Raw genomic sequence first — 12,430 nt, 5'->3', positions numbered from 1 at the left:
CCACCGCGAGCCGCTCGGCCTCCAGCGACAAGAACACGACGCCGCGCCGGCCCTCGTCGTCGATCGAGTAGAGCCGCACGTTGGTCTCGAGGAAGGTGCCGAACCACGGCACCGCCGGTCCTGCTGCCCCGAACCCTCCCTGGGCCAGCGTGAACGGGATCAGTCCGACCCAGCTCGATCCGTCGTGCACGTCGGGGCGCACCCCGCGTGGCAGCAGCGGCGCCACCCGCTCCGGGTCGACCCGCCAGTGCAGGTAGGTCAGGTCGCGCCACCACTGGTGCAGGGAGGCCCGGCTGGTGAGCGGCGGACCCTGCGGGTCGATCGGGCGGGCGAGGTCCATGCCCCTAGGCTCCCAGGTGGCGGGGCGTCGCCGACCACCCCCAGGAGGAGCAGCCGCATGAGTGCCGAGGAGCTCGAGAAGTACGAGAGCGAGCAGGAGCTCACCCTCTACCGCGAGTACCGCGACGTCGTCGGCATCTTCAAGTACGTCGTGGAGACCGACCGCCGCTTCTACCTGTGCAACCAGGTCGACGTGAAGGCGCGCACCGAGGCCGGCGACGTCTTCTTCGAGGTGTCGATGAGCGATGCCTGGGTGTGGGACATGTACCGCCCCGCGCGCTTCGCCAAGAGCGTCAAGGTGCTGACCTTCAAGGACGTCAACGTCGAGGAGCTCAACCAGTCCGAGATCGACCCTCCGAAGCCCTGACCTGGGCGGATACCCTCGGGGGCATCGCGATGACCGTGGTCGGGGAATCTGCGGACTCCGGGCGCTGCTGACGCACTGACGCTCTACCCTGATCTGGGGAAGGCGTGGGGTCCTCCCCTCCGTCCTCGCGGGGGTGAGAGACATGGTCGGTCGAGTGATGCGCCTGCGGCGCCGCTCCGACGACGGCGCCTCAGCCGTCGAGTTCGCCCTCGTCGTCCCCCTCCTGCTGCTCCTGCTCTTCGGCATCATCAGCTACGGCGTGATGCTCAGCTTCCGCCAGACGCTCAGCCAGGCTGCCGCCGAGGGCGCCCGAGCCGCGGCCGTGACGTTCGTCGAGACGGACAAGCAGGATGCCGGCTACGACGCCATCGACGGTGCGCTCGACAGCTTCGGCGCCACGTGCGTCGGTGGCTCCCTGCGCAAGGGGGCAGTCACGGTCGGCACGTGCACGGTGACGGCGCCCGGTCCCTGCACCCCTGTCGCGACCGGCGTCGAGTGCGTGACGGTGACGCTCTCCTACGACTATCGAGACCACCCGATCGTCCCGTCGTTCCCCGGCGTGGGCTACGTGATGCCGTCGGTGCTCACGTACTCGGCGCAGGCGAGGGTGAGTTGACCAGGAGCCGCGACGAGCGTGGCGCCGTCGCGGTCATCGTGGGGGTGATCTCCATGGTGCTCATCGTGATCGCGGCGTTCGCGGTCGACCTGGGTATGCAGCGAGTGGCGCGGCGGGACATGCAGTCCCTGGCCGACGTGGTCGCCCTGGACCTGGTGCGTGAGCTGGACGGCCAGCGGACGATCGCTGACCTGACTCCGCTGATGCCGGGGCTGGCGCAGGCCAGCCTGGTGCGCAACAAGCTCTGCGGCCCGGCGAGCAACCGCCAGGTGTGCAACGTCGGTGACGTCCCGCAGCTCAGCGTCGAGCTCGGCACGCTCAGCCCTGCTGGGGCGTTCACGCCCTCGGTCGCTCCGGCGGTGGTGCCGACCGCGTTGCGCGTCACCGCGGCCACCAGTGTGGGCTTCGCGTTCGTCCCCGGCAGCGGGGGAGCGGTCCGCACCGCCGTGGCCGACACCGACTCGGGTGCCTGCTTCAAGCTCGGCGCCGTGGGCGTCGGTCTCGACACCAAGCGCTCGCTCCTGCTCAACGCGATCCTCGGGGAGGCGCTCGGCACCCCCGTGAGCCTGACGTTGGCCGGCTACCAGGGACTGGCTGACGCTTCTCTGTCGTTGCTCGACCTCGTGGGCGTCCCGACCCTCGGCGTCGGGACGGTCGATGAGCTCCTCTCCACCGAGGTCAACCTTGCGGACCTCTACGACGCTGCTGCCGTGGTGCTGACCAACCAGGGGGACACGGCCCAGGCCGACCTCTTCGAGGCGTTCGCGCTGGCCGTGGGCCCGGTCGCCGACGTCGACCTCGGCGACCTCGTCAACGTCGACCAGGGCAACGGAGCTGCCTCGGCTGCGTCGCTCAACACGCTCGACCTGCTCTACGGCTCCGCCACGGTGTCCGACGGCCAGTCGTTCGTCGCGGTGCCGACGCTCGGGATCAGCCTCCCGTCGGCCTCGCTCACCGGCAGCGTGCGGGTCGGGCAGGCGGCGCAAGCCGGGTGTGGGCGAGTGCAGTCAGCGACCGCAACCACCCAGCAGGTGTCGACCGACCTCGACGGCACGATCGCCTCCCTCCCGGGCGTCTCCGCTGTCGGCCTCACCGTCACCTCCACCAGCGTCACGATCACCGACCTCAAGGTGACCGCCGCGAGTGCCACGGGGACGCTGACCGCCGCCGACTGCGGCACCCCCGACGCGGCCGATCCCGACTCGATGTCGGTGCTGGCGACGCCGGGACTGGTCACCATCACGGGCAGCCTGTCCGTCCGGCTGGGTGCCCAGATGCAGCTTCCGTTCGGCCTCCTGGGGGGACTGGTGCTGGTGGGGCTCGACATCCGGATCCCGGCGACGCTCAACGCGACCTCATCGACGGCGGGCACGACCGTGGCCATGGAGTTCCCGACGCTGCCCTCCTACGACACCGCCCACCCCGCAGGCTCCGCCGGCGTCGGTCTCGCTCCCGGGGCGGTCTCCCTGAGCCCGGGAGGTACGACGATCACGGCCACCCTCCTGGGGCTCCCGCTGGCTCTCGGCGGCTCGTCGGCGACCGTGGTCAACGCAGCCATGACGATCATCTCGTCGCTGACGACCCAGCTCAACGCCGCCCTGGTCCTGCCCCTGATCGACGCCTTGGGGGTCAGGCTCGGCAGCGCCGACGTCTTCGGACTCCCGCGCCCGCTCTGCGCCGAGCCTGCGCTGCGCGGCTGATCCACGCTCCGCCGATCGGCCATTTCTCCTAGTCATCCCTGCTCACTGACCCGAGGAAGGCGGGCCAGGGGGGCCGCTCAGACCTACCGTGGGACGTGGGGTTGATCGTGGGGGCCACCTAGAGGAGATCAGGGACGTGTCGGAGCCGATGTCTCGACCTCGCAGCCGCCGCAGCGAGCGCGGTGCTGCGGCCCTCGAGTTCGCGCTGGTCGCCCCCCTGCTGATGCTGCTCCTGATGGGCATCATCACCTATGGCTACATGCTCAGCTTCCGACAGTCGCTGAGCCAGGCCGCGGCCGAGGGCGCCCGCGCCGCAGCTGTCGCCCCGATCTCCGCCAACCGCCAGGCCCTGGCCACGTCGGCCGTCGGGTCAGCGATCGGCGTTGCCTGCGGGACGACCTACCTGACCTGCACGGTGACCTTTCCCACGACCTGCACCTGCGTCTCGGTGACGGTGACGCACCGCTACAAGGCTGACCCGAGCAAGCCCGTCTTCCTCGGCCTGGGCCTCGTGATACCGGACACCCTCACCTACACGGCCGTCTCCGAGGTCAGCTGATGCGTCGCCGTGACGAGCGGGGAGGAGTGGCGGTCCTGACCGCCGCGGCCGTCGCGGTGCTCGTCGCCGTTGCTGCCTTCGCCGTCGACCTCGGCATGCAGCGCGTCGTGCGCAGCGACATGCAAGCACTCGCCGACGTCGTCGCGCTCGACGCTGCCCGCCTCCTGGACGGCCGGAAGGCCGGTGAGATCCGGGCAGGATCGGTGACGGAGCCGTCGCTGCAGGCGACCGTGGCGGCCAGTGTGGCCCGCAACTCCACCTCGTTGGGCAGTGTCACGTCCGTGACGGCCACGCTGGTCTACGTCGTGACCGGGACCAACGGGGAGCAGGTGCCCAGGAAGCTGCCGTCGGGTGCCGTGGAGGAGGTGGCCGACGGCGTCATCCCGGACGGTGTCCTCATCGACGCACAGGGCTCCGTGGACTTCGCGTTCGCTCCGGGGTCCGGGGCCGCGATCCGCAGTGCCGTGGCTGAGGCGTCGTCGACCGCTTGCTACCGGTTGGGGTCCTACGTCGCTGCCGTCCGTTCTGGTGACTCCGCGGTCCTGAGCCAGCTCAACGACTTCCTCAACCTCAACCTGAGCGTGCTGAGCTATCAGCAGATCGCGGCAGCCGACCTGACCCTGGCGCAGCTCGCGGCCGATCCCCGGATCGGCAGCGCGGATCAGCTCCTGACCGGCAGCGTCGGCTATGCCAACCTGGTCAACGCCACGATCGATGCCCTGAAGAAGGAGCCCGGCGGCAACACCGCTGCTGTGCAGGCGCTCTCGTCCTTCCTCGCCCTCGCGGCAGCCACCCCCATCGTCCGTGTGGGCGACGCACTCAGCATCTCGCCGACGGACGCTGCTGCCCTGAAGACCAACTTCAGCGTGCTGGACCTCCTGGCCGGGACCCTGATGGTGGCCAACGGGGAGCACGCGATCGAGATCCCCAACATCCAGGCCGGTGTCCCCGGGGTGGGGGACGTCGACGGCTACCTCTACGTGCAGCAGGGCCCCCAGCTCGCCTGCGGCGCGCCCGGCAGCGCCAGCTCCGTCGCCGAGACCAGCCAGGTCCGGACCGATGCGTCGGTCAAGTTCCTCAACACCCCGAGCATCAACATCACCACAGGCTTGCTCGACGGGACGCTCCAGACGGGCAAGGCCGAGGGAGGCATCACGATCAGCCTGGGCAACGCGACAGGCCGGTTGAGCGCCACTCCGAAGGTGCACTGTGGCGCCGGCACCCTCCTGGATCCCCACACCTTCAGCGTGGACGTCACGTCGGGCGCCGTGGACTACTCCCTCCGTGCGACCATCGAGCTCTCCGGAAAGCTCAAGATCGGCGTCCTGAACAACGTGAACATCACGGCCAAGGCCGACATCACCATGGCGGCGCCCACGGGTGCCCCGGCCAGCACGGCCAACTTGAGGATGCCTCCCAACGACACGGTCCCCATCGAGACCGGTGGTGACCCCAACCTCCTGACCAGCGCCGTCCCGACCGTGACCGTGAAGGACCTCGTGTTCAGTGTGAGCGCCCTCAACCTGCTGACCCTGGGACTTTCTCTCTCCTCGCTCACGACCACCATCACCCAGGCTCTCCAGGCCGCGGTGGCAGGTCCGGACGGCTTCGTGGAGAAGACCCTTCGACCCTTCGCCTACAACCTCGACAACATGCTGGTCAATCCGGTCGCCTCCCTCTTCGGGATCCGCGTCGGGGGTGCCGACGTCTACGCCGTGCAGGCGGTGTGCAACGTGCCCGTGCTGCGCCACTGAGGGCCCAGGGTCGTCCTTTCGGACATTTCTCCTGGTCATGTCGAGCGGCTGCGAGTGGTTCGGTCGACCGTTGGCGACCTGGGGCCCTACCATCCCCACAGGGGGACCATCGGGGGTCCCGCAGAAGGGCAGGACTGCGCGCGTGGGACGTCGTACTCGGAGATGTTCTGGACGCGGAGAGCGAGGAGCGGCGGCCGTCGAGTTCGCCCTCCTGCTCCCGCTCCTGCTCCTGCTGGTCTTCGGCATCATCCAGTACGGGCTGTACTTCTGGGCCGTCCAGGGCGGTAGCGACATCGCACGTTCAGCCGCTCGCCGGGCGGCCGTGGGGGACCCGGCCACCTGCGCGAGCTTCCAGACCGCCGTACGCCGCGACATCGACTCGCTCACGGGCACCGGGGCCGGGGCGACCGTCCGCCGGACCTACACCACGGCCAGTGCGACCGGGGTCCAGGTGGGCGACACGGTGCAGGTCGAGGTGAGCTTCGACAGCTTCGACCTCCAGCTGCCCTTCCTGCCCTTCGTGGACCGCGGGCGGGTGACGACGACCGTCGAGACGCGCGTGGACTTCGTGCCCCAGCAACCCCAGGCCTGCGCGTGAGACGCAGCCGCGACGACCGCGGCGCCATGGCGATCATGATCGCGATCTTCGTGGTCGTCCTGTTCACCTGCGCCGCCCTGACGGTCGACCTCGGCAACGCGTGGGCTCGCAAGCGGGCCGTGCAGCGACAGGTCGACGTCAGCGCCCTTGCGGCGGGGCACCTGCTGCCGATGAACAACACCAACAGGAGCGCGATCCTCACCGAGGTCGCGTCCTACCTCGAGGAGAACGTCGTCGTCGGGCAGGACCCGGTGACGGCCGACGCGCTCGCCAACGGGGCCATGGCCGACGGGGAGGTGATCTTCCAGGACAGCCTGGGGCTCACCTGCGTGGTCGACTGCGCCCAGATGAAGGTGGTCGCCCCCGAGGCCGACGTGGCTTTCGGGCTGGCCGGCATCATCGGTGTGACCGGCACCAGCGTCCAGCGCTCCGCCTCGGTGCGCGTCGTCTCCGCACTGCCACCGGCGTCGAAGATGATCCCGTTCTGGCTGCCCAACGGCTGCGGCTACGGCTCTGCGCTTGCCGACACCAGCGGAGGCAGCACGACGCCCGCGCCGGCACCCTCGCCCACCCCGACCGTCTCAGCGACTCCGACCGCTAGCCCCACCTCGACCCCGACGGCCACCGCGACGAGCACCGCGACGACGACCACGGCGACCGCATCGCCCGTCGTTGCCGCCCCCGGCATCGAGGTCGGCAGCCACACCCTGACCGGCGCCAGCCCGATCGCCGCGGCCAACGGGTCGTCCCTCGAGATCTCGGGCTACCAGATCTCCAACATCCCGCCCAGGACCGATCGTGCCTCGATCCGGCTCTACTCCCCGGACGGCAGCCGCTTCGTGGACTACGCGGCTCAGAGCCCCGGCAAGGGCACGTTGCAGGTGCCGGCATTCCGCGTCGGCACCGAGGTCACCGCGGTGGCGGGGGACTGGACGGCCTACGCGCTCCTCGCCAAGAACGGCAACGGGACGCTCACGATCTCGACCACCAAGCTCGTGGTGCGCGTGGCGGGGGCACCGGCCCCCACCGTCCCCTCGACGTCAGCAGCACCTACGGTGGCGCCGACCACCGCGTCGGCCGCTCCCACCAGCGTGCCGGTGGGGTGCATCGGCCAGGCACGAGGCAACTTCGGCCAGCTCGACTCCCCGCGCCGCGACGGCTCCTCCACCCAGACCCGGCTGGCCCGCAACATCGCGTCCGGACTCGACCACCAGCTCGTGCCCTTCGCCTTCGCTCCTGGTGAGGAGGTCAAGGACTGCGGGCGCGTCAACCAGGGCTTCATCTCCGGTGCACAGCCCGACACCAGCTCGGTGGACGGCCGCAACTGCATCGTCGGTGACACCGGCAACGACGGCCCGGCGATCATGAACGGCTTCGTCCAAGGCGTCGACAGTGTGCGCGGGCGGCTCGACGCGTCGCTGACCGGAGCGCGCACGACCTGCTCCGGCCGCACCGACGTCAGCGTCGGCGGGGTCTCCATCAACAACGACGTGCTGTCCTGCTTCCTACGCAACGGTGCGACGCTCGACAAGCTGGCCCAGACGACCGGGGTGGACGCCACCATGCTGGATCCGCGTGTGGTGGACTCCCCGCGCTTCGTGTGGCTGCCGGTCGTCTACGCGACCGACCGTGCCCAGAAGGACTTCCAACCGATCTACGACTTCGTGCCCGGCTTCGTCACCGACGAGACCCAGTCCACGGCCGCGAGCCCTGCCAACGGGTTGGCCGTCAACGGCAACTCCGTGAAGTCGCTGACGGTGTTCACCTTCAACAAGGCGGCGCTCCCCATCGACGAGCAGGCCGCCACCACGGTGTTCGACCAGCGCGTGCAACAGAGCATCGTGCGCCTCGTCGACTGACGCAGCGCCTCCGCTCCGAGGCCCGCGAGTCGTCCACAAGGAGGTCGACGACCGCCTTGTCCACAGCTTCATCGTCGGTGTGCCCCTGCCGTCCCGGGTCTCAGGCAGCCTCGGCGCAGGAGGTCTGGAGATGACGACGACAGCAGCAGCCCGACAGGCATTGGGCACCTACGGGGAGTCGGTGGCGGCGCGCCACCTCGTCGAGCAGGGGCTGGTCCTGCTCGACCGCAACTGGCGGTGCGACGTGGGCGAGGTCGACCTCGTGCTCCGGGAGGGGCACGTGCTGGTGGTCTGCGAGGTCAAGACCCGCAGCAACGACGCCTGCGGGACACCCCACGAAGCCGTGGGCGCGGAGAAGCGTGGCCGCCTCGGGCTCCTGGCCGAGCGCTGGGCCGCCGAGCACGGCGTGACACCGCCCGACACCCGCATCGACCTGGTCGCGGTGCTCAGACCGCCGCGCGGACCGGCCGTGGTCGAGCACGTGAGGGGGATCTGATGCCGTTCGCCACCGCCCGGTCGGTGTGCCTCGACGGCGCCGTCGGCCACCTCATCGACGTGCAGGCCGACGTCTCTCCCGGTGCTGTCGGCACGACACTGGTCGGCCGCGCCGACCCGGCGCTCCACGAGGCACGCGACCGCTGCCGGATGGCGATCATCAACAGTGACCTGCGGTGGCCCGCGACCAAGCGGATCACGGTGCTGCTCTCACCGGCCGACCTGCTCAAGCGGGGCACCCACTTCGACCTCGCGATCTGCATCGCGGTCCTGGCCGCCGACACCGTGGTGCCGCGCCACGCGCTGGAGTCCACGGCCTTCATCGGCGAGGTGTCCCTCGATGGCCGGCTGCGCTGCGTCGCCGGGGTGCTGCCCATGGTGCTGGCCGCGGCCGCCCGCGGCGTGACCCGGGTCTTCGTGCCCGAACCGTCCGCCCAGGAGGCGTCGATGGTGCCGGGGATGACCGTGCTCGGCATGCGCTCGCTGGCCCAGGTCGCCGCCGAGCTCGCGGGGGAGGAGGTGCCCGAGGCGCCGCCGGTGGCGCCCATGTCGGGCAGCCGACTCCTGTCCTGGCGCGGCGAGGAGCGCCTCGAGGAGGTCGACTTCGCCGACCTGCACGGGCTGCGTGAGACCAAGTACGCCGTCGAGGTCGCCGCCGCCGGCGGCCACCACGTGATGTTGTCCGGACCCAAGGGGTCGGGCAAGACCAGCATCGCCGAGCGGATCCCGACCATCATCCCGGAGCTGGCGCCCGAGGAGTCCTTGGAGCTCACCGCGATCCACTCGCTCTGCGGGACCCTCGACGCGGCTCAGGGGATGGTGCGTCGGGCCCCCTTCCGCGCCCCGCACCACGACGCGAGCAAGGCCAGCCTGATCGGCGGCGGCTCGGGCCAGGTGCGACCGGGGGAGATCAGCCGTGCCCACGGCGGCGTGCTCTTCCTCGACGAGTTCCCCTTGTTCAGGTCCGACGTGATCGACGCGCTGCGCCAGCCGATGGAGAGCGGAGACGTCACCATCGCCCGGCACGGCGAGGCAGCCGTCCTCCCGGCCCGGGGCATGGTGGTGCTGGCGTGCAACCCCTGTCCCTGTGGCGACTACCGACCCGCGGCGGGCAGCAACAGCTGCAAGTGTCGCGAGGTGGTGCGCCGTGACTACCAGGCCCGCGTCAAGGGGCCGGTCTCCGACCGCATCGACATCACGCGTCACGTCGAGCCGCCGCTGCCGCACGAGCGAGGCGACCGGTTCGCCCTCCTGGAGACCTCGGCCGAGATCCGGGCCCGGGTCGAGGTGGCGCGCCGCCTGCAGGCGGTCCGCTACACCGACTGCAGCTGGCGGCTCAACGGCCAGGCCCCCGGGCCGGCGCTGCGTGAGCGCTGGCCCTTGCCGCCCGCGGCCCAGCGGCTGCTCGACGACGAGGTGTTCGCGGGCAGACTCACCAGCCGCGGGGCGGTGCGCGTGCACCGGCTCGCGATGACGGTCGCGGACCTCGCCGCGGTGCGTGCGGGAGTCAACGTGCGGCCCGGCACGGTGGAGGTCGAGACGGCACTCCGGCTCAGGTCGGGCGAGCCACTGCTGGCGCGCCAGGTCGCCCCCTCAGTCGCGGTCGCGGTCGCGGTCGAGGAGCAGGCCGGATGAGCGATCAGGAACGGCTGGCGCGCGTGGCCCTCAGCCGGCTGACCGAGCCCGGCGACTCCCGGTTCACCAAGCTCGTCGCCGAGTTCGGCGGAACGGACCTCCAGTCGGCGCTGCTCCGGCAGCGGGACGCCCAGGGCATGCTCGACGACTTGGCCGTCCGGTTGGGCTCCGCCGACCCGGTGCGAGAGCTCGAGCGGGCCGACCGCCTCGGGATCCGCTTCGTCATCCCCGGCGACCCCGAGTGGCCCCGCCAGCTCGACGACCTGATGCACGCACCCGAGCTCCACAAGAGAGGCGGTCCGCCGATCGGCTTGTGGGTCAAGGGTCCGCTGCGCCTCGATCAGCTCGCTGCCGCGGTGGCCGTGGTCGGCTCACGCTCTGCGACCACCTACGGAGAGCACGTGGCGAGCGAGATGGGGGCCGTGCTCGTCCGGCACGGCGCACCGGTCATCTCGGGAGCGGCCTTCGGCATCGACCAGGCCGCCCACCGCGGAGCCATCGCGATGGAGGGACCGACCGTCGCAGTGCTCGCCTGCGGTGCCGATCGCGCCTATCCGACGGCCCACCAGTCGCTGATCGACCACATCGGGCAGCACGGCGCCGTGGTGTCCGAGGCACCTCCCGGCTGCGCCCCCACCCGGATCCGCTTCCTTGCGCGCAACCGTCTGATCGCCGCCCTGTCGCGAGGCACGGTGGTCGTCGAGGCCGCTCAGCGCAGCGGAGCCCTCAACACCGCCTCGTGGGCCGAGCGCCTCAACCGACAGGTCCTCGCGGTCCCGGGCCCGGTGACCAGCGCCCAGTCCCAGGGATGCCACGACCTCGTGCGGCGTGGAGTCGCCACCTTGGCCACCAACCCCCAGGAGGTCCTGGAGATGGTGGGCAGCGCCGGCGAGCACCTGGTGGAGCCGGCGCAGCAGCCGCTCACGGCCAGGGACCGCCTCACCCTGCGTCACCGCCAGGTGCTCGACGCGGTGCCGGTCGCCGCCGGTGTCGGGACCGAGTCGGTGGCCCGCACGGCCGGTCTTGGCCTCGTGGAGGTGCGCTCCGCCCTGATCCACCTCGAGGAGAACGGGCTGGTGGAGCAGGACGGCGTCGGATGGCGGCTCGGGTTGCTGGGGCGCGCCTGAGCCGATGCTGCCGACCGACTTCCTAGAGTCAGGGGGTGACCGCCGACCCGACGCCCGAGGAGCCGGCAGAGGCAGGGGCTGACCTGCTGCCCGAGCCCATGGCTCGCGTGCTCGGCGACTACGAGCGTCACCTGGTCTCCGAGCGCGACCTCACGCCCCACACCGTCCGCGCCTACACGGCCGATGTCGCGGGGCTGCTCGAGCACGCGTCGCGCCTGGGGTGCTCCGAGGTGACCGACGTCGACCTGCGCACGTTGCGCAGCAGGCTGGCCAAGCAGCAGACGATGGGCCTGTCTCGCACCACGTTGGCGCGACGGGCGACGGCTGCCCGGGTGTTCACGGCCTGGCTGGCGCGCACGGAGCGGGCCCCCGGCGACGTCGGCGCGTCGCTCGGCTCGCCCAAGGCCCACAAGTCGCTGCCGCCGGTGCTGCGCGCCGACGAGGCCAGCGACCTCATCGCAGCCGCGGCAGCGCTGGCCGACGACGGGAGCCCGATCGGGCTGAGGGACGTGGCGATGCTGGAGCTGCTCTATGCCACGGGCATCCGCGTCGGTGAGCTCGTCGGCCTCGACATCGACGACGTCGACCGCGACCGCTTCGTCGTCCGGGTCCTCGGGAAGGGGCGCAAGGAGCGCTCCGTGCCGTTTGGCCGCCCGGCGGCTCGGGCGCTCGACTTCTGGCAGCGCCAGGGGCGCCCGCACCTGCAGGTCGACGGCTCGGGTCCGGCTCTCTTCCTCGGGGCACGCGGCAGGCGGATCGACCCGAGGGCCGTCCGCACCCTGGTTCACCAGCGGATCGCGCAGGTGCCCGGGGCGCCCGACATCGGACCGCACGGGCTGCGTCACACGGCGGCCACCCACCTCCTCGAGGGCGGCGCCGACCTCCGCTCGGTCCAAGAGCTGTTGGGGCACGCCTCGCTGGCCACGACCCAGCTCTACACCCACGTCACGACGGATCGACTCCGTCGGGCCTACCAGCAGGCGCACCCCCGAGCCTGAGCCTGGTCTCATCGGTGCAGCAGTGCCACGAGACCGATGGCAGGGACGAAGAAGGCCGCCATGCCAGTCGGCCGGGTCAGGGGTGCCACGCCAGGGGCGGAGCCCCCGAGCGGCAGCAGTCGCACCGGCCCCATGCCGACCAGCCGCAGCGGGTCGAGATAGGTCTCGCCCTCGATCCAGCCCCAATGGAGGCAGGCTCGGGGGAAGCAATGGGACCCCGGGAGCTGGAGCACGCCTACCGGGTCGCCACGAGCCACCGTCGCGCCGAGCGCAGCGGTGGCCGTCACCGGCTCGTAGGTCGTGCGGGTCGTGCCGTGGTCGACGACGACCACGCCCCGACCGGCGAGCGAGCCCGCGAAGGTGACCGTCCCGGGCAACGCCGC

The 12,430-nt window shown here is 71.2% G+C and carries 12 protein-coding genes and 1 pseudogene; 11 read left to right on the top strand and 2 right to left on the bottom strand.

What is annotated here, in order from left to right:
- On the bottom strand, nt 1–340 hold a 340-nt coding region (locus RMN98_RS18650), incomplete at its 3' end, for a DUF2071 domain-containing protein (protein ID WP_309650316.1).
- A 57-nt stretch (nt 341–397) separates the two neighbouring features.
- Here RMN98_RS18650 and RMN98_RS18645 point away from each other — a divergent pair.
- The 11 genes from RMN98_RS18645 to RMN98_RS18595 all read left to right on the top strand — a co-directional run bounded on the left by RMN98_RS18645 (nt 398) and on the right by RMN98_RS18595 (nt 12,047).
- Nucleotides 398–706: a DUF2469 domain-containing protein gene (locus tag RMN98_RS18645; RefSeq protein WP_309650315.1), complete on the top strand. Its 309-nt coding sequence runs from the start codon at nt 398–400 to the stop codon at nt 704–706.
- A gap of 142 nt (nt 707–848) precedes the next feature.
- Nucleotides 849–1,322, top strand: a complete 474-nt coding sequence (locus tag RMN98_RS18640; protein ID WP_309650314.1) for a TadE/TadG family type IV pilus assembly protein — start codon at nt 849–851, stop codon at nt 1,320–1,322.
- Complete coding sequence (locus RMN98_RS18635) at nt 1,319–3,022, top strand: pilus assembly protein TadG-related protein (protein WP_309650313.1); 1,704 nt, start codon at nt 1,319–1,321, stop codon at nt 3,020–3,022. Before RMN98_RS18640 ends, RMN98_RS18635 begins: the two co-directional genes overlap by 4 nt.
- A gap of 148 nt (nt 3,023–3,170) precedes the next feature.
- A complete protein-coding gene (locus RMN98_RS18630) occupies nt 3,171–3,581 on the top strand; it encodes a pilus assembly protein (protein WP_309650312.1) in 411 nt (136 codons plus the stop codon).
- Nucleotides 3,581–5,335 carry a pilus assembly protein TadG-related protein gene (locus tag RMN98_RS18625; RefSeq protein ID WP_309650311.1) on the top strand — a complete coding sequence of 585 codons (1,755 nt, stop codon included), beginning with the start codon at nt 3,581–3,583 and terminating at the stop codon, nt 5,333–5,335. Before RMN98_RS18630 ends, RMN98_RS18625 begins: the two co-directional genes overlap by 1 nt.
- Before the next feature lie 142 nt (nt 5,336–5,477).
- A complete protein-coding gene (locus RMN98_RS18620; RefSeq protein ID WP_309650310.1) occupies nt 5,478–5,933 on the top strand; it encodes a TadE/TadG family type IV pilus assembly protein in 456 nt (151 codons plus the stop codon).
- On the top strand, nt 5,930–7,792 hold the full coding sequence (locus RMN98_RS18615) for a pilus assembly protein (RefSeq protein WP_309650309.1): 1,863 nt from the start codon (nt 5,930–5,932) through the stop codon (nt 7,790–7,792). Before RMN98_RS18620 ends, RMN98_RS18615 begins: the two co-directional genes overlap by 4 nt.
- A gap of 130 nt (nt 7,793–7,922) precedes the next feature.
- Nucleotides 7,923–8,288 (top strand): YraN family protein, encoded by a 366-nt coding sequence (locus RMN98_RS18610; protein ID WP_309650308.1) that lies wholly within the window; start codon nt 7,923–7,925, stop codon nt 8,286–8,288.
- A complete protein-coding gene (locus RMN98_RS18605; RefSeq protein WP_309650307.1) occupies nt 8,288–9,922 on the top strand; it encodes a YifB family Mg chelatase-like AAA ATPase in 1,635 nt (544 codons plus the stop codon). Before RMN98_RS18610 ends, RMN98_RS18605 begins: the two co-directional genes overlap by 1 nt.
- On the top strand, nt 9,919–11,049 hold the full coding sequence (gene dprA / locus RMN98_RS18600; protein ID WP_309650306.1) for a DNA-processing protein DprA: 1,131 nt from the start codon (nt 9,919–9,921) through the stop codon (nt 11,047–11,049). Before RMN98_RS18605 ends, dprA begins: the two co-directional genes overlap by 4 nt.
- 98 nt (nt 11,050–11,147) lie before the next feature.
- Nucleotides 11,148–12,047: a tyrosine recombinase XerC gene (locus tag RMN98_RS18595; protein WP_309650317.1), complete on the top strand. Its 900-nt coding sequence runs from the start codon at nt 11,148–11,150 to the stop codon at nt 12,045–12,047.
- Between the two features lie 8 nt (nt 12,048–12,055).
- Here the strand turns inward: RMN98_RS18595 and RMN98_RS18590 are convergent.
- A pseudogene (locus RMN98_RS18590) lies at nt 12,056–12,430 on the bottom strand (M23 family peptidase); the annotation flags it as partial.

This window comes from Nocardioides sp., from assembly GCF_031397825.1.
Classification (GTDB): domain Bacteria; phylum Actinomycetota; class Actinomycetes; order Propionibacteriales; family Nocardioidaceae; genus Nocardioides.
The sequence above is the reverse complement of the archived record's forward strand: the minus strand, read 5'-3'. Positions and strand labels throughout refer to the sequence as shown.

Coding starts and splice junctions, on each gene's coding strand:
- RMN98_RS18610 (WP_309650308.1), top strand. CDS start 7,923: ATGACGACGACAGCAGCAGCCCGACAGGCATTGGGCACCTACGGGGAG.
- RMN98_RS18630 (WP_309650312.1), top strand. CDS start 3,171: ATGTCTCGACCTCGCAGCCGCCGCAGCGAGCGCGGTGCTGCGGCCCTC.
- dprA (WP_309650306.1), top strand. CDS start 9,919: ATGAGCGATCAGGAACGGCTGGCGCGCGTGGCCCTCAGCCGGCTGACC.
- RMN98_RS18595 (WP_309650317.1), top strand. CDS start 11,148: ATGGCTCGCGTGCTCGGCGACTACGAGCGTCACCTGGTCTCCGAGCGC.
- RMN98_RS18640 (WP_309650314.1), top strand. CDS start 849: ATGGTCGGTCGAGTGATGCGCCTGCGGCGCCGCTCCGACGACGGCGCC.
- RMN98_RS18625 (WP_309650311.1), top strand. CDS start 3,581: ATGCGTCGCCGTGACGAGCGGGGAGGAGTGGCGGTCCTGACCGCCGCG.
- RMN98_RS18605 (WP_309650307.1), top strand. CDS start 8,288: ATGCCGTTCGCCACCGCCCGGTCGGTGTGCCTCGACGGCGCCGTCGGC.
- RMN98_RS18645 (WP_309650315.1), top strand. CDS start 398: ATGAGTGCCGAGGAGCTCGAGAAGTACGAGAGCGAGCAGGAGCTCACC.